Raw genomic sequence first — 17,413 nt, forward strand, 5'->3', positions numbered from 1 at the left:
GGTAAAAGAAGTATCAGTTATTTTTGATCAGGTAAGAAACCGCTATACCGAAAACCTTATTCCTGGTTTTAATATTTACATCGTCGTACAATCCCGGAGTTGCAATATCCCGCAAGCCATATTCATAATTTAATTCAAACCCGATTCCATGTAATAAACGGATCTCCGCCCTAAAATTGAGGCCGTAATCCGTACGTTTATAATCGCTGTTTTCATTGTTTCCAAACGCAACTTTTTCGCTTCCGTCAATTGGAGAATCAAAAATAATACCGGAGAGCGTGTAATTTCCCCAAAGCCCGTAAGCTACATAGGGGCCTCCGCCCAAAAATAAAGTACCGATTTTCGTACTCTTACGATATAGAAAGCTGACCGGAACTTCTAAGTAATATAAACGGGCATTTTTTCGCCTGTTGGTACTTGTTTCCGGGTTGATGTACGTGTTTTCACCACCTTTGCCATCCAACATTAAACCAGTTTGTATAGTAAATTTAGGCCACTCTAATTCTGTTGTGCCACCGATCCTAAAATTACTATAGTTTTTAGATTGATAAGTTGAACTGGTTGGATTATTATAAGCACTGATAGAGGCAAAATTAATACCTGCTTTTGCACCAATTTTAACAGTTTGCGCCTTTAATGTTTGGAACAACAGGAACAGCGAAATAAAGATAAGTGTACATTTTTTTAACATCATCAAAAATAATTAGGATGAATAGGTAGAGGTAAATTTAGTCAATAAGAATGACGGTTAAAAAGAAGCATCAGCTTTGTTTGCAAAGTTAATGAGTTGCTGGTTCGGGATGTCTTTCATGCACTTAAAATGGCCTAACGGACATTTTTCTAAACCAAATTTAGAACAAGGCCTGCAATATAAATCGACACCAATAACTTCTGCATCTTTTTTTTGATAGGGCCAAACGCCAACTAATTCAGGTGCTGTACTTCCCCAAACAGAAGCAACTGGTTTATCAAAAGCCTCGGCAATGTGGGTTAAGCCTGTATCAAAACCGATAATTTTATGCGCTTGTGTCAACAAAAAAACCGATTGGTCTAAAGTAAGCGTACCGCAGGCATTGTAAATTTTTTTGCCGGTAAAAGAAGCAATTTCGTCGCCATTGATTTTTACATCATCTCCGCCAAGCAAAACAACCGGAAAATTAATATCATTACAAATTTGTGCTACCTTTTCATTTGGCATGCGTTTGGTAAAATGCGTGGCACCAATAATAAATACTACATAGTTGGGCAGGTGAGAAGCCGGAAGCAGATCTGGTAGTTTGTATTGCCTTTTCAGGTAGTAATTGATGGGCTGCCCATCGTTTTTTATGCCCAGAAAAGCTACCGTTTCTAAATAACGGTCAACCAGGTGTTTATCAGAAATGAATTTCCATTTCCATTTCAAATAAAGCCACTTTTGTAAAGGTTGTTTTTTGAAGGTAGAAGCCGGAATACCAGTTTTAAATTTGATGAGGGAAGTTCGCAAGTTATTATGCAAGTCAATCAAATAATCATATTTTTCTGCTTTGATCTGATAAATTGTGTCTGATAAATTTTTCTGCAATAGAAGCAGCTTATCTACATAAGGGTTTCCTTCGTAAATGTATTTAAAAGCAGGTTTAGTTAAAAAATGGATTTCTGCATCAACCAACTGCAACTTTAAACAGCGCACTACAGGCGTTGTATAAATAATATCGCCCATAGAACTTAAACGGATAACCAATATTTTAAGCGTTTTTTTCAAAATAGCAGGATCAGATGTTGAACTCATTACAATGCGATGCTTCTTTTACCGGGTAAAAATCTTTTCTTTTTTTGCTTTAAAAAACTGAGCGGTTTCAACAGCCGACAAAGCATTTAAACATTGTTCTTTTGATAAACCGCCTTTCCGTGCAACATGAACGCCATAATGCATATCCCACAAACCAGTTGTACGGTGTGCATCCGGATTGATAGAAAGCCAAACGCCTTTTTCCAATGCGTACTGGTGCCAGCGCCAATCCAAATCCAGACGTAAAGGGTTTGCATTAATTTCAATCACCACGCCATTTGCAGCACAGGCATCAATCATCTTTTTATAATCGACCGGATAACCGTTTCGGCTTAAAAGCAACCTGCCGGTTGGATGGCCAAGAATAGTGGTATAAGGGTTTTCGATTGCTTTTATGATACGTTCCATCGCTTTTTCTTCTGTCATTCTTAAATTGGAATGAACGGAAGCAACCACAAAATCAAACTTTTCCAGAATTTCATCCGGGTAATCCAAAGAACCGTCACTTAAAATATCAGATTCAATTCCTTTAAAAATATGGAAATCCGGTAGTTTTTTGTTGATCGCATCTACTTCTTCTGCTTGTTGTAAAACGCGTTCAATACTTAAACCGCTGGCATAAAAAGCACTTTTGCTATGATCGCAAATGCCGAAATATTCTAACCGAAGCTTGTCTCGGCTGTACAACGCCATTTCTTCCAACGTATTTACACCATCGCTCCAGGTACTGTGGTTATGCAAGGTGCCTTTTAAATCTTTAAAAGTAATCAATTCGGGAAGTTTTCCGGCAGATGCTTTGTTTATCCAGTAAATTCCTTCACGCAATTCTGGTTCGATGTAAGGTAAACCTACTTTCTTATAAATTTCTTCTTCGGATCCAGGCTGAAAGTCAGGATCATCAATTTTAGAAAGTACAGTTTGTACATGTTCTAAATCTCCGGTTTCTATAAATACAGTTTTGATAAAATGTTGCAGTTCGCAAAAAACAAGTTTAACCTGCATTCCATGTTCTGTTTTTCCATTCCACTTTTGTTCATCTGTTGATGTAAATTCCAAATACGCCGCTTCATCTAATCCTGAAAATACTTGTTCCCGGTTTTCGGCAGCAACTACTACAACCAGTTCATTAATAATTTCAAGATTTCTTCTAAACTCTCCTGCCGATGCTGTTTTTATGCCGGTAAAAGAAGCATTCAGGTTTTGAAGCAAATCATGTTCAATTGCTTCCGCCTGCGCATATAAAAATTTGCCTTGCGAAGCGATATTAAACTCAATCGTTTTGCGGATTTGTTCCTGTGTTTTCCAACCAAAACCTTTTGCTTCAATCAACCGGTTTTCGTTGCAGGCATAATACAATTCGCCAACAGAATCGATCTGAAGCTCATGCCAGATTACAGCAATTTTTTTCGGGCCAATCCCTTTAATCCCTAACATTTCTACAATTCCGGCAGGTGTATTGTTAAGAAGGTTTTCCGTTTCTTTTAATGTTCCGGTTTCCAGTAATTCTGCAATTTTCTCAGCCAAACTTTTACCAATACCGTCAATTTTATCTAATTCGGCAATCGTTTTTTCAGCCAGCGGAAAAGACAGTTTATCTACCTTAAAAGCAGCGTTAGCAATAGATTTTATTTTGAAAGGGTTCTCTTCATGCAGTTCCATCAACTGCGATAAGAAGCGGAGATGCCTGGCAATTTGTTTATTCTCCATAAAAACATCGGTAAAAGAAGCAGTAAAAATACAAAAGCCGCCTTTTGCAAGGCAGCTTTTGTAAATATTATTTAAAAAATATTAACGAATATCTAACGTGTAAGGCAAACGCATTTGCGTGCCGCTAAATTTCAGGATCGTTTTCAGGTCATTATAATAACGGTAACTTTCGCCTAATTCCTGTTTCATCATGTAAGTTTTTACTTCAGAAGTTAAACCCGAACCAAAGTTTTCGAGCAAAGTTTTTTGTTCGGGATAAGCTACTAATTTGTAATCTGTGATTTTTGCTTTCGCTGCTGCAGAATGGATGGCATCATCCAAATTTCCCAAACGATCTACCAAACCAATTTTTAAGGCCTGAGAACCGGTCCATACGCGGCCTTGTCCAATACTGTCGATGTATTTTTGTGTTTTTTTCCTTCCTGAAGCTACAGCATTGGTAAAATCAAGGTAACCGCGGTTCACCTGGTCCTGCAAGATCATGCGTTCTTCAGGGTTTAGCGGACGGGTAACATCACCCAAGTCAGCAAATTTACCGGTTTTAACGCCATCAAAAGTAATCCCTAATTTCTGGTTCAAAAACGTTTGCATATTTGGTAAGATAGCAAAAATACCGATAGAACCAGTGATTGTATTGGGTTGGGCAAAGATAGAATCGGCTGCACAAGCCATGTAGTAACCACCTGAGGCAGCAACATCGCCCATAGAAACGATAATGGGTTTTACTTTTTTGGTCATCACCACTTCCCGCCACAAAACATCAGAAGCCAGCGAACTTCCGCCAGGAGAATTAATGCGCAATACAACTGCTTTTACTTTTTTATCTAACCGCGCTTTACGTATGGCTTTAGAAATCCCTTCAGAACCGATAGAATTATCATCGCCTTCTCCGCTGCCAATATCACCAGAAGCATAAATTATGGCAATGCGGCTGTTGGACGAACCGCTATCTTTATTTTGATCAGGATCGTTATAGTCGTTCATTTCAACCAAATTTATATTTTCGTCCTGCTCTTTTCCGGTACGTTTTTTTAATTCGTCCAGAATTTCGTCTTTATATTTCAAACCGTCAACCAACTTGTATTTCAGGGCATCTTCCGGGTATTTAATCCTTAAATTGTTGGCAATGTTGAATAGTGAATCTTTGTTCAAATTACGGCTTTTGCCAATTCCGGTCAAAAAATAATCGTATAAAGAACCTAAGTACGAGTTTACCTGCAAACGGTTGGCATCGCTCATTTTATCCAGGATAAAAGGCTCGACAGCGCTTTTGAAAGTGCCTACTTTAATTACCTGTGCTTCGATACCTAATTTTTCGAGCGCGCCTTTAAAAAAGGTATATTGAGAATGAAAACCGCGGAACTCGAAAATGCCTTTTGGGTTAATGTAAACCTTATCCGCAACAGAAGCTAAATAATAAGCACCTTGCGTATAAATTTCACCATAAGAAATGATAAACTTGCCCGACTTTTTAAAATCGATCAGCGCATTTCGGATTTCCTCAATAGTAGCTTCTCCTGATAGCATGTAGCTTTCATCCAGGTAAATTCCCTTAATATTGCTATCGGTTTTTGCCCTTTTAATGTTGGCCAAAATATCATTTAAACCTAAAGATTTTTTAACGCTGAGATTTAGGAACGGGATACCAGACAAAGGATTGGCAGAAGTCCTTTCTTTAATGGCATAGTCAAGCGAGATGCGAAGCACAGAATTGGCTTCAACTTCTGTTTTCTTGTCTTTTCCCGCAGAAGATATGATGCCAATAACAACGAAAGTAAAGATCACGAGGCAAAGTAAAACCCCGATGATGGTAGCAAAAACATATTTGAAAAATTGTTTCATTAAAATGGTATTCTATTTCTATTTATTCGCAAACTTAGCAAAACCATAACATTAAATGTAGGAGCTTTGCTTATATAATTTGTTACAACATGGAACTTGTTTATTTTTTATTAGGAAGTAACTTAGGTGATAGAAATTGGTACCTAAAAGAAGCATGCAGGCTTTTAGAAAAAACGGTTGGAAGGATGGTGCGCAGTTCAGCTGTTTATGAAACACAATCATGGGGCGTATCCGATCTTCCGGATTACTTAAACATGGTGGTAGAAATGGAAACAAGCCTGTTGCCGACAGTTGTTTTAAAAAAAACACAGGAAATTGAAGAAAAGTTGCATCGGGAAAGAACAAAAAAATGGCATTCACGTACAATTGATGTAGATATTTTATTTTTTGGAAAAGTAATTGTTAACTTACCTGAGCTTAAAATACCACACCCGGAATTGCATAACCGTTTGTTTACGTTGGTGCCACTGGATGAACTGATACCCGATTTTATTCATCCGGTATTACATAAAACAGTACATAGTTTAAAGCAGGAAGTTAATGACGGACTGCTGGTAAAAAAATATAAATTAACTAATTAGTTTTTACTATTGATTATATGATTACGCAAAGCAGTGAACAAGAGTTTGACCTTTCTTTTTTAGAAGAAATTGCCGACGGTAACAAAGAATTTATGATAGAATCTATTGATATGTTTCTGGTCCAGACGCCAGAAATTTTTAACAGTATGTCTAATTCTATTTCTTGCGGTGATTGGGCTACTACATCAGCATTGGCGCATAAGGTAAAATCAAACCTTGGTTTTTTTGGTATGCAGCGCATTAAAGATGAAATGCAGGAAATAGAAATTAATGCTAAAGCAGGCGGTACAGACCCCATGCTGGCCAAAAAATTTGAATCTGCAAAAAAATCCATTACTAAAAGTATAGAACAGCTTTACCAGGTAAAAAAACAAATGGAGGCCGGAGTTTAAGCCTGATGAAGGTTAAAAGTATAGCTTTCCATAATTAGGTTGGCCAGTAATTTTTTACAGGCCTGCTCTACTTTTTCGTGTGCTGCGGCTTCATTGTCTGCCTCCACTTCTAAAGAGATATGTTTGCCTATACGCACATGGGTTATTTCCGATAAGTCTAAATTTTTCATACTTCCTGAAACTGCTTTTCCCTGCGGGTCCAGGATTTCTTTTTTTGGCATCACATCAATTTCTGCTTGAAACTTCATTTTTTGTGGTTCTGATTTGGATGATAGATAGAATAATATAAAAAAATATGATGACTGGTATTGCCGCAAACTTAAAAAATACCAGACAAACTACTGCAAAAAACACCAGGATGTACCGGTAAATATTTTCCTTAAAATCCAGGTTTTTAAATTTTAACGCGAGGAGTGGCAGTTCGGCAACCAGCAGCCAGCAATTAATAACAATAAAAGTTAATAAAAACCAATGGTTTAAAATTAACCCGGTAAAAAAAGCATTATGCTGATTTAAAATTAAAGGGAACGAAGCGGAAAGCATTGCACCGGACGGCGTAGGCAAACCAATAAAGCTGTTGGTTTGCCGGGTATCAATATTAAATTTAGCCAGCCTGAGCGCAGAAAAAACAGCGATAAAAAAAGCACTGCTGTACCACCAGACAGAGCTGCCTGAACCGATGTTTGGCAAATAAAATAAATGATAAATAATAACAGCAGGTAAAACACCAAAGCTTACCATATCTGCCAGCGAGTCTAACTGTTTGCCGATTTCTGAATGTACTTTAAGCAACCGGGCAGCCATTCCATCTAAAAAATCGAGAAAGGCAGCTATAAAAACAGCATAAGCCGCAAAGTCAAGCCGGCCATGAAAGGCAAAGACAATACCTAAACAACCACTAAAAAGGTGCGAACAGGTAATTGCATTTGGAATGTGTTTCTTCATTTAAGTTGTAGGTTTTAAGTTGTACGTTTTAAGTTATAGCATGGCAGTAAACTTACAACGTAAAACTTATTACTTAAACTTCTTATCCGTTCATGCTGATTAAGAATTCTTCGTTGGATTTCGTTCCTTTAATTTGTCCCTGTAAAAACTCCATTGCTTCCTGCGAATTCATATCTGCCAAATGATTTCTTAAAATCCAAATGCGCTGTAATGTTTCGCGGTCTAACAGTAAATCATCGCGGCGGGTGCTGGAAGCGGTAAGGTCAATAGCAGGGAAAATCCTTTTGTTAGATAACTTGCGGTCAAGCTGCAACTCCATGTTGCCTGTACCTTTAAATTCTTCAAAAATAACCTCGTCCATCTTAGAGCCGGTATCGATCAAAGCGGTTGCAATAATCGTCAAAGAACCGCCGTCTTCAATATTACGGGCAGCGCCAAAAAAGCGTTTAGGTTTGTGCAAGGCATTGGCATCCACACCACCGGAAAGGATTTTTCCGGAAGCAGGCGCAACGGTATTGTAAGCGCGTGCCAAACGGGTAATAGAATCTAACAAAATCACCACATCATGTCCGCATTCTACCATGCGTTTTGCTTTTTCCATCACAATATTGGCAATTTTTACGTGGCGTTCTGCTGGCTCATCAAAGGTAGAAGAAACAACTTCTGCACGTACGCTGCGCGCCATATCGGTAACTTCTTCCGGGCGTTCATCAATCAGTAAAATGATTAAATAAACTTCAGGATGATTTTTGGCGATTGAATTGGCAATGTCTTTTAGCAAATTAGTTTTGCCGGTTTTAGGCTGGGCTACAATTAAACCGCGCTGGCCTTTACCAATCGGGGTAAATAAATCAATAATACGGGTAGAGTAATTATTTGCTTCAGAAAACAAGTTCAGTTTTTCCTGCGGAAACAGTGGTGTTAGAAAATCAAACGGAACCCGGTCGCGAACTTCGGATGGAATACGGCCGTTAATAGCTTCTACACGCACTAAAGGAAAATATTTTTCGCCTTCTTTTGGCGGACGGATGCTCCCGCGAACAGTATCACCTGTTTTTAAACCAAATAATTTGATTTGCGATTGAGATACATAGATATCATCCGGAGAAGTTAAATAATTATAATCCGAAGAACGTAAAAAACCATAGCCGTCGGCCATAATTTCCAGTACGCCTTCATTAACAATTACGTTATCAAAATCCAGGTTTGTTGCAACTTCAGCCTGTTTGTTCGGTACGTTATTTTGATTGTTGTTATTCTGATTGTTAGTATTTTGCAGATTATTTGAACTTTGGTTGCCATTGGTTTGGTTTCCGTTATTGTTATAACGTTTTTCAAACTTAGGTTGGCGGCTTTCGTTTGGTACTTCAGAATATCTTCGTACAGTTTCTGCAGTCCCATTATTATTTCCAGCATAAGAAGGGGAAACCCTTGCAGATTGATTTTCCTGAATATCACTTTTTGCTTCAACACGTTCTGCAGCAGGAAAAGCAATTTCCGGTATTGCACCTGACTGGCTGTCTTTTACAGCTTTAATAGTCCTGGTTCTTTTCCGTGGTTTATCATCTGCAACAGCTTGTTCGTTAACGGCTGCTGCCGGTGCTTCTGGTACTTCGGCAGGTTTTTCTGCAACTGCTGCCACAGTTTCTGTAACTTTGGGCTTTCTGCCTGGTTTGGGTTTTTCTGCTGGTGCCGTTTGTTTATTGCTAATTTCTGTTATCAAGTCTTGTTTTCGTAAATCATCCGTTTGGGCAACGCCCAGACCTTTGGCTATTTCACGCAACTCAGACACGAGCTTATCGTTCAGTTCGGTGGTATTAAACATGAGAAGGAATAATGATAATAATAATTTATCTTTTATCTTAAGATTAAATAGTAGATGTAAATTTTTCTTTGCTGATACCGTACATCTCAGTTTTTACACTGATAAAAAAAGCATTGGAGAATAGTTCTGTTTTTTTGAAATGCAGGAAAATCGTCAGGAAAACGCTGCAATTGTAAATAATATTTATAACTATTCAAACTATTTGTATAAAAAAATTTTTTCGGGATGCCGTTATAGCAATTTTTGTTTATTTTGATTGATTTAAAATACAATAATATGTTTTCAAGGCAGCAATTAGTAAGCCAAATCCATAAGAAAAAATCTTTTCTTTGTATCGGTTTAGATACAGACCCCGAAAAAATCCCGGCATTTTTAAATAATTTTCCAAATCCGGTAATGGAATTTAACCGCCGCGTTATTGATGCCACGCATGATTTATGTATCGCTTATAAACCAAACACTGCATTTTACGAAAGTTATGGTGCAAAAGGTTGGCAAAATCTCATCGATACCTGTAATTATATTCCGGATGATGTTTTTAAGATTGCTGATGCCAAACGCGGCGACCTGGGCAACACGGGCGAAATGTACGCAAAAGCTTTTTTTAACAAAGCATCATCAGGAATGGAGTTTGATGCCGTAACTGTAGCGCCATATATGGGAGCAGATTCTGTAATACCTTTTTTAGCGTATCAAAATAAGTGGGTTATTTTATTAGCGTTAACCTCCAACCAAAGCCATCAGGATTTTCAGTTATCCGAAACAGAAAACGGCGCTTTGTACGAACAGGTGCTGCAAAAATCTCAAACGTGGGGAACTACAGAGCAATTAATGTATGTAGTTGGTGCTACGCGTGGCGAAGCTTTTTTAACGATCAGAAAACAAGTTCCAGATCATTTTTTATTGGTCCCTGGTGTTGGTGCACAGGGCGGAAGTATGGAAGAGGTTTGCAAATATGGGATGAATGAAAGTTGTGGGTTAATTATAAATGCTTCGCGTTCTGTAATTTATGCTTCCAATGGCCGGGATTTTGCTGAAGCCGCACGTGCCGAAGCGCTTTCAATTCAGGTTGAAATGGAGAAACAGCTTGTTAAATATAGATTTTTAGAATAGTAGTATTGAAATTGTTTAAACTTTTAGGGCTGCTTTTAAATTTGTACAATGTCCCTCGATATTTTCAGGATTGGTACCCATGCTTCTTTTACCGGGTAAAAATTGGTGTTTCCTGCCTTTGATCAATCAAAAATCTGATAACCAAAATTTTTAGGTGATAAAAGAAGCATCAACCCAAAAAAGAGAGATAGAAAAAAGTTTTAACAATTTCATTGTTAAAAAGGGTATAAGTTGGAAAAATAATTCTGTATGTTCAGTGCCTTTCACGTTTAACATAAACAAAATTGAAGCATTTATCGCAGCGGTAACGTTTTAAAGGCAACCAGAAAAATAAATATTTTACTATCCAGCCACGCGAAATACGATGATGAAGTTCGGTATGGCAATGCGGACAATAATAAACTTGTTTATTATTGTAAAAAGCGTATTTGCTAAATGGCGGTAATAAGTTTTCCATAAAAATAAGTAGTGTTTAACTACTCCTAATTCAGGGAACAATCGGTTAATTGAAAATAAAAAAACGGCCTTGACCCAAAATTATTTTTATTGATTGCTGTAACATTTTTAGGGTATAAAAGAAGCATAGGTCATTCAAATATTTTAATCATTTTGAATTTATTAACAAACAGAAAATAACCTGCATTGTAATTAAATGTAGCCGAGTTAATAGAATAATATTACTTTTCGGAAATTTTTCTCAACAATGCAAAATTCTTCTGACCTTAAAAAAATTCTTTCTATCGATATTGGTGGTTCGCATATTAAAGCCACTGTTTTGGATGCAGAAGGAAACACACTCAAAGCCTACGAAAAAGTACAAACCCCAAGCCCTGCTTCCCCGGAAAATCTTATCGAAGCGGTTAAAACGCTAACTAAAGATTTCCCGGAATATGATCATATTTCTGCCGGTTTTCCTGGTTATGTTAAAAATGGTACTGTTTTTACGGCACCAAATTTAGGGACAGATTTATGGAAAAACACCAACTTACAGGAGTTACTTAAAAAGAACTTAGGTAAGGATGCTATTGTAGTTAACGATGCCGATATGCAGGGAATGGGCGTGATCAATGGAAAAGGTTTCGAAATGGTTATTACGCTTGGTACTGGTTTTGGCACCGCTTTATTTAATGATGGTAAATTGCTTCCGCATTTGGAACTGGCACATCTCCCAATTAAAAAAACAACTACTTACGATGAGTATTTAGGCGATAAAGCATTACACGAAATTGGCAATGGCAGATGGAACAAACGTGTCAAAAAAGTGCTCGACATCTTTAGTACCGTTTTTAACTATGATTTTCTATACATTGGAGGAGGAAATTCTACCAAGATCGATTTTAAATTAGATGATAATATTAAGATTGTATCTAACCGTGAAGGCATTAAAGGAGGCCCGCGGTTGTGGCAGCAAGATGAAAATGTACTTCATAAATAACACAAAAACAGTTCTTAAACCTTTTAATTAATAATTACAATTTAAATAATGAATGTAGAAGCAAAAAACGTTGAACAATTGGGTATTGATACGGTAAGGGTGTTATCGGTTGATGCTGTTCAAAAAGCTAACTCCGGCCATCCAGGCGCGCCTATGGGACTTGCATCTGTCGGACATGTTTTATGGTCTGAAGCTATGAATTACAGCCCGGGAAATCCTGAATGGGCAAACCGCGATCGTTTTATTCTTTCTAACGGCCACGCTTGTATGTTGCAATATTGCTATTTGCATCTTACAGGTTATGATTTATCGTTGGACGACCTGAAAAATTTCCGTCAGTTAAACAGTAAAACTGCCGGCCACCCGGAATATGGCCTGGCCCCCGGCATCGATGTTACCACGGGCCCTTTAGGACAGGGCTTTGCAAATGGTATTGGTTTCGCCATCGGCCAGAAACATTTGGCCGGCCGTTACAATAAACCTGGACATCATATCTTTGACTATAAAATTTTCGCTATTTGCAGTGATGGCGATTTAATGGAAGGCGTAACTTCCGAAGCTGCTTCCCTTGCCGCACAATTAGAGTTGGGCAACCTGATCTATTTGTATGATGACAACCACATTTCGATTGAAGGCGATACCGATATTACTTTTACAGAAGATGTGGCCGCACGTTTTGAAGCTTACGGCTGGCATGTACAAGTGGTAGAAGATGGCAATGATATTAATGCAATAAAAAATGCCGTACACAATGCTAAAATCGAGATCCGTAAACCTTCGCTGATTAAAATCCGTACGCATATTGCCTACGGTAGCCCGAATAAAGTAGATACAGCGGGTGCACATGGTTCTCCGCTTGGCGAAAAAGAAGTTCGGTTGGTTAAAGAAGGTATGGGTTTTGATCCGGACCAGTTTTTCGTAGTGCCAAAAGAAGTATCCGATTATTACCTGGAATGCGGAAAAAAAGGTACCGAGAAAGAGCAAAAATGGAACGAGCAGTACGAAGCCTACAAAAAGGAGTTTCCGGAACTTGCCGCAGAATATGAACTTTTAAGCAGCGGAAACCTGCCAGAAGGCTGGAAAGACGGCATTCCGGTTTTTAAAGCCGAAGAAGGTAAGATCGCTACCCGTAAAGCCTCCGGTAAAGTACTGAATGCCATTGCAGCTAAATTGCCAGGTTTAATTGGTGGTTCTGCGGATCTTTCGCCTTCAACAGATACGAACCTTGATAAATACGAATCTTTTACGGCAGAAGACCGGACCGGAAGGAACTTCCATTTCGGTATTCGCGAACACGCTATGGGTTCTGCCTTAAACGGTATGGCCTTAACTAAAGGGATTATTCCTTATGGCGCCACTTTCCTGATCTTTTCTGAATATATGCGTCCGCCGATACGTTTGGCAGCTATCATGAAAATTAATCCTATCTTTATTTATACCCACGATAGTATTGGTTTAGGTGAGGACGGAACTACGCACCAACCGGTAGAACAATTAATTTCTTTACGTTCTATTCCGAACATTACTTTAATCCGGCCAGCGGATGCCAATGAAACCGCACAGGCCTGGCGCGTGGCAATAGAACATAAAGGCGGGCCGGTAGTATTGGTATTAACCAGACAAGGTTTGCCAACTATCGATCAGGATAAATATGCCAAGGCAGAAAATGTAGAAAAAGGGGCTTATATTTTGTCTGATGCCGAAAATCCGAAATTGTTGTTGATTGCAACAGGTTCTGAGGTTGCTTTGGTAATGGATGCACAGGCAAAACTAAAAGAACAAGGTATTGCTGCCCGTGTAATCAGTATGCCATCCTGGGAATTATTTGAAAAACAGGATGCAGCCTATAAAGAACAAGTATTGCCAAAAGGATTGAAAAAACGTTTGGCAGTAGAAGCCGGTTCTACTTTGGGCTGGCATAAATATATAACAGACGAAGGTGATGTAATTGGCATGCACAGCTTTGGTGAATCTGCCCCTGCCGAAGAATTGTTTAAAGTTTTCGGCTTTACGGTAGATAACGTGGTGGAAAAAGCAAAAGCCTTACTTGCATAAATTTAACCGGTAAAAGAAGCATCGCCTCACCCTAGCCCTCTCCAAAAGAGAGGTAGCAGGCCAATGCTTCTTTTATCAACCTAAAATTAACATCAATGAAAGTTGGAATTTCGGCAGATCATGGCGGTTTTGAGTTAAAGGAAATGCTGCGGGATTATTTAAAAGGTTTAGGTCATGAAGTAACAGATTTCGGTGCACAATCATTGGTTCAGTTAGATGATTTTCCTGATTATGTAATTCCGATGGCAAGAGCTGTAGCAAATAAGGAAGTAGAGCGCGGCATTGCCGTTTGCGGAAGCGGCGTTGGTGCCTGCATTGCTGCCAATAAAGTTCATGGCGTTCGGGCAGCTTTAATTACCGATCATTTTTCTGCCCATCAGGGTGTGGAAGATGATAATATGAATGTGATGGCCATTGGCGGCCGTGTTGTTGGTTTCAATGTGGCCCAGGAGCTGGTAAACTCCTTTTTAAAAGCAGCGTTTATTGGGGCAGAACGACATTTACGGCGCCTGGACAAAGTAGATCAAATAGATAAATAAACTTTAAAAGATTAAGATCATGTCAAACAGAGTAAAAAAAATACACGATTTCGGCCAAAGCGTTTGGCTGGATTTTATTGACCGTAAAATAATGGATACGGGACAATTGCAAAAACTGATTACTGAAGATGGTGTAAGAGGCGTAACCTCGAACCCTGCAATCTTTGAAAAAGCTTTCAGCAGCAGTTCTGATTATGATGAAGACATTGCCAAATTAGCTAAAGAAGGCAAAAGCAACGATGATATTTTTTACGGCGTTGCGGTAGAAGATATCAAACGTGCCGCAGATCTATTTATGCAGGTTTACGAAGATGAAGTAAAAGGCGCTGATGGTTATGTAAGCCTGGAAGTATCGCCGCGTTTGGCTTTGGATACCGAAGGAACAACCAAACAAGCATTAGAACTTTGGAAAGCTGTTCATAAAGATAATGTGATGATCAAAATTCCGGCAACAAAAGAAGGCTTACCGGCCATTCAAAAATGTATCAGCGAAGGTTTGAACATCAATGTTACCCTGCTTTTTGGTTTAGAAAGATATGAAGCCGTTACCGAAGCTTATATTGCAGGCTTGGAAGAACGTGCAGCTGCAGGTAAAACAATAGAATATGTTTCTTCTGTTGCCAGTTTCTTTTTAAGCCGGATTGACGTTTTGGTTGATCCTTTGCTGAAAGAAAAAGGTTTAGATAATTTAAAAGGAGAAGTAGCAATTGCATCTGCAAAAAAAGCTTATGAAATCTACAAACGTGTTTTCAGCAGCGAACGCTTTAAAAAGCTGGAAGAAAAAGGCGCAAAACCACAACGTTTGCTTTGGGCAAGTACCGGAAGCAAAGATCCTGCTTTTTCTGATGTAAAATATGTAGAAGCTTTAATCGGCCCTGATACGGTAGATACGATCCCGATGGAAACACTGGAAGCTTTCCGCGATCATGGAAATGCAGCTAATACTTTAGAAGAAGGTTTAGATAAAGCAAACGAAGTTTTAACAAAGATAAAAGAAGCAGGTATTAATATAGATGCCATCACCCAGCAATTAGAAGACGAAGGAATTGAAAAATTCAATAAACCTTACGATAAACTGCTGGCCGCAATTGAAGAACAAAAACAAAAAGCATCAGTCTAAAACCCTGTAAATAATGGAATCAGGGTTTCGCAAGTTTGTGTTTCTGGATATTGGAGGCGTTTTGCTAACAAATGGCTGGGGGCACGAATCAAGGCAGTTAGCGGCAGAAAAGTTTGGGGTCGATTACCAGGAAATGGAAGTTCTGCACAATCTCATATTTAATATTTATGAGATTGGCAGAATAACTTTAGATGAATATCTGGATAACGTTGTTTTTAACAAAACCCGCGATTTTACCCGCGAAGATTTTAAATCATTTATGTTTTCAGAATCCAAAGAACTGCCCGATCTGTTGCAATGGCTGGTGGAATGGAAGAAAGACTTTCCGTTTAAAATCTTTTCGTTAAACAATGAAGGTAAAGAATTAAATGATTACCGGATCAAGAAATTTAAACTGCACCGTTGCTTCGATGGTTTTATCTCCTCTTGCGAAGTTGGGATGCGGAAACCTGATCCGGGAATATTTAAAATTGCAATGGGGATAACCCAGGCCAGTCCAGAAGATTGTTTTTATTTTGATGACCGGCTGATGCTTGCCGAGTCGGCACGCTGGACTGGTATGAATAGTTTTCAGCATATTGGATTTGAATCCACAAAAAAGATTTTAGAAGACATTAAAAGTAATCAACTCTAAATATAAAAAGACAATGCCAGATACTAAATATAAATTCGGGATGATTGGTTTAGGCACTATGGGGCGCAATTTATTGCTAAACATGGCCGATCATGATTTTGCCGGAGCAGGTTATGACAAAAACGCTGACCAAATTGCTTTACTTGAAAAAGAAGGTGATGGCACACCGGTTAAAGGCTTTACAGAACTCCATGAGTTTGTACAAAGCCTGCAAACACCAAGAGCCATTATGATGCTGGTACCGGCAGGTAAAATTGTAGATAGCGTTATTGAAGAACTGATTCCGTTATTGGAAAAGGGGGATATTGTGATAGACGGTGGTAACTCTCATTTTACCGATACCAATGTGCGTGTTGATTACCTGGAAAGTAAAGGCCTGCATTTTTTTGGAATGGGGATTTCGGGTGGGGAAGAAGGTGCCAGAAAAGGCCCAAGCATGATGCCCGGCGGCGATAAAGAAGCATATAACTTTGTAAAACCTGTTTTAGAAGCCATAGCTGCCAAAGTTGATGGCCAGCCTTGTGTAACTTACATCGGTCCGGGTGCTTCAGGCCATTTTGTAAAAATGGTACACAATGGGATTGAATATGCCATTATGCAATTGATTTCAGAAACTTACGGTATTTTAAAAAATGGTTTAGGTTTTGACAATGATAAAATTGAATCTGTTTTTTCCGGCTGGAGCAAAGGCAAGCTGCAATCTTTCCTGATGGAAATTACATCAGATATTTTAAAATTCAAAAAACCTGGAAGTGACCATTTGCTGATAGATGATATTAAAGATGAAGCACGCGCAAAAGGGACCGGTAAATGGACTTCGCAAATAGCAATGGACTTAGAAACGCCGATTCCGTCTGTTGATGCTGCTGTTTCTACGCGTGATTTATCTAAATATAAAGCATTGCGAGTTGAATTATCTGAATTATATGCTGACGTTCAATCAAAAATTAAAACAGAAAATCAGGACGAGTTTGTAAAGCAGTTAGAAGACGCACTGTATTTTTCTATGATTACTGCTTATACGCAAGGTATGCACTTGCTGTTTAAAGCATCTATCGCTTATAATTACAAGTTAAATTTAGGTTCTATAGCACAAATTTGGCGTGGAGGCTGTATTATCCGTTCTGCTTTTTTGGAAGATATTTTTCAGGCCTATCATAAAGACGATGACCTGGAGTTGTTATATACCGATGCAAACGTTCAACAAAAAATTAAAGAAACGTTGCCAGCTATAAGGCAAGTATTGGCTTCGGCAACTGTTGCTGGTTTAGCACTTCCGGCACATGCTGCTTCGTTAAATTATTTTGATAATTTCCGTACAGCCAATATGCCATCTAATTTAATCCAGGCCCAGCGCGATTACTTTGGTGCACATACTTACGAGCTTATTGGTAAAGAAGGTGTTTTTCACACTGTATGGACGGATGTAGATAAAGACAAAAAAGAGAAGCCATAAG

At 38.7% G+C, this 17,413-nt stretch carries 17 protein-coding genes; 9 read left to right on the forward strand and 8 right to left on the reverse strand.

The window, feature by feature from the left end; translation table 11 throughout:
• Window positions 1–13 precede the first annotated feature (13 nt).
• From GO621_RS12210 to sppA, 4 genes are all read right to left on the reverse strand, one after another.
• Entirely contained in the window at window positions 14–694 is a 681-nt protein-coding gene (locus tag GO621_RS12210; protein WP_157567412.1) for a porin family protein, read from the reverse strand.
• A gap of 54 nt (window positions 695–748) precedes the next feature.
• On the reverse strand, window positions 749–1,768 hold the full coding sequence (locus GO621_RS12215; RefSeq protein WP_232335647.1) for a glycosyltransferase family 9 protein: 1,020 nt from the start codon (window positions 1,766–1,768) through the stop codon (window positions 749–751).
• 18 nt (window positions 1,769–1,786) lie between these two features.
• A complete protein-coding gene (locus GO621_RS12220; RefSeq protein WP_157567414.1) occupies window positions 1,787–3,475 on the reverse strand; it encodes a DNA polymerase/3'-5' exonuclease PolX in 1,689 nt (562 codons plus the stop codon).
• A gap of 81 nt (window positions 3,476–3,556) precedes the next feature.
• The gene (gene sppA / locus GO621_RS12225; RefSeq protein ID WP_157567416.1) at window positions 3,557–5,317 is read right to left on the reverse strand and encodes a signal peptide peptidase SppA; all 1,761 of its coding nucleotides are present in this window, start codon (window positions 5,315–5,317) and stop codon (window positions 3,557–3,559) included.
• Between the two features lie 89 nt (window positions 5,318–5,406).
• Between sppA and folK the strand changes: the two genes are divergently transcribed.
• The gene (gene folK, locus GO621_RS12230) at window positions 5,407–5,898 is read left to right on the forward strand and encodes a 2-amino-4-hydroxy-6-hydroxymethyldihydropteridine diphosphokinase (RefSeq protein ID WP_157567418.1); all 492 of its coding nucleotides are present in this window, start codon (window positions 5,407–5,409) and stop codon (window positions 5,896–5,898) included.
• A 17-nt stretch (window positions 5,899–5,915) separates the two neighbouring features.
• Window positions 5,916–6,290 (forward strand): Hpt domain-containing protein, encoded by a 375-nt coding sequence (locus tag GO621_RS12235; RefSeq protein WP_157567419.1) that lies wholly within the window; start codon window positions 5,916–5,918, stop codon window positions 6,288–6,290.
• On the opposite strand, the gene purS is transcribed toward GO621_RS12235, so the two are convergent.
• The 3 genes from purS to rho all read right to left on the reverse strand — a co-directional run bounded on the left by purS (window position 6,287) and on the right by rho (window position 9,060).
• On the reverse strand, window positions 6,287–6,538 hold the full coding sequence (purS, locus tag GO621_RS12240; protein WP_157567421.1) for a phosphoribosylformylglycinamidine synthase subunit PurS: 252 nt from the start codon (window positions 6,536–6,538) through the stop codon (window positions 6,287–6,289). The two genes, GO621_RS12235 and purS, sit on opposite strands and share 4 nt — an antisense overlap.
• Window positions 6,516–7,235 carry a CDP-diacylglycerol--serine O-phosphatidyltransferase gene (gene pssA / locus GO621_RS12245; RefSeq protein ID WP_157567423.1) on the reverse strand — a complete coding sequence of 240 codons (720 nt, stop codon included), beginning with the start codon at window positions 7,233–7,235 and terminating at the stop codon, window positions 6,516–6,518. The genes purS and pssA overlap by 23 nt, the downstream gene beginning before the upstream one ends.
• An 82-nt stretch (window positions 7,236–7,317) precedes the next feature.
• Window positions 7,318–9,060: a transcription termination factor Rho gene (rho, locus tag GO621_RS12250; RefSeq protein WP_157567425.1), complete on the reverse strand. Its 1,743-nt coding sequence runs from the start codon at window positions 9,058–9,060 to the stop codon at window positions 7,318–7,320.
• Window positions 9,061–9,336: 276 nt separating this feature from the next.
• Here rho and pyrF point away from each other — a divergent pair, with 276 nt between their 5' ends.
• Window positions 9,337–10,173, forward strand: coding sequence for an orotidine-5'-phosphate decarboxylase (gene pyrF, locus GO621_RS12255; protein WP_157567427.1), 837 nt, complete (start codon window positions 9,337–9,339; stop codon window positions 10,171–10,173).
• Window positions 10,174–10,426: 253 nt separating this feature from the next.
• Here pyrF and GO621_RS12260 read toward each other — a convergent pair whose 3' ends face one another.
• Window positions 10,427–10,630, reverse strand: coding sequence for a hypothetical protein (locus tag GO621_RS12260; protein WP_157567429.1), 204 nt, complete (start codon window positions 10,628–10,630; stop codon window positions 10,427–10,429).
• Window positions 10,631–10,876: 246 nt separating this feature from the next.
• Between GO621_RS12260 and GO621_RS12265 the strand changes: the two genes are divergently transcribed.
• From GO621_RS12265 to gndA, 6 genes are all read left to right on the forward strand, one after another.
• Window positions 10,877–11,608 carry an ROK family protein gene (locus GO621_RS12265; protein ID WP_157567431.1) on the forward strand — a complete coding sequence of 244 codons (732 nt, stop codon included), beginning with the start codon at window positions 10,877–10,879 and terminating at the stop codon, window positions 11,606–11,608.
• Window positions 11,609–11,656: 48 nt separating this feature from the next.
• A complete protein-coding gene (tkt, locus tag GO621_RS12270; protein WP_157567432.1) occupies window positions 11,657–13,663 on the forward strand; it encodes a transketolase in 2,007 nt (668 codons plus the stop codon).
• A gap of 95 nt (window positions 13,664–13,758) precedes the next feature.
• Window positions 13,759–14,202 carry an RpiB/LacA/LacB family sugar-phosphate isomerase gene (locus GO621_RS12275; protein ID WP_157567434.1) on the forward strand — a complete coding sequence of 148 codons (444 nt, stop codon included), beginning with the start codon at window positions 13,759–13,761 and terminating at the stop codon, window positions 14,200–14,202.
• A 19-nt stretch (window positions 14,203–14,221) separates the two neighbouring features.
• Window positions 14,222–15,322, forward strand: a complete 1,101-nt coding sequence (gene tal / locus GO621_RS12280; protein ID WP_157567435.1) for a transaldolase — start codon at window positions 14,222–14,224, stop codon at window positions 15,320–15,322.
• A gap of 13 nt (window positions 15,323–15,335) precedes the next feature.
• A complete protein-coding gene (locus GO621_RS12285) occupies window positions 15,336–15,956 on the forward strand; it encodes an HAD family hydrolase (protein ID WP_157567437.1) in 621 nt (206 codons plus the stop codon).
• 13 nt (window positions 15,957–15,969) lie between these two features.
• Window positions 15,970–17,412: an NADP-dependent phosphogluconate dehydrogenase gene (gndA, locus tag GO621_RS12290; RefSeq protein WP_157567439.1), complete on the forward strand. Its 1,443-nt coding sequence runs from the start codon at window positions 15,970–15,972 to the stop codon at window positions 17,410–17,412.
• Window position 17,413: the final 1 nt, after the last annotated feature.

It is taken from the genome of Mucilaginibacter arboris (assembly GCF_009754915.1).
Classification (GTDB): domain Bacteria; phylum Bacteroidota; class Bacteroidia; order Sphingobacteriales; family Sphingobacteriaceae; genus Mucilaginibacter_A; species Mucilaginibacter_A arboris.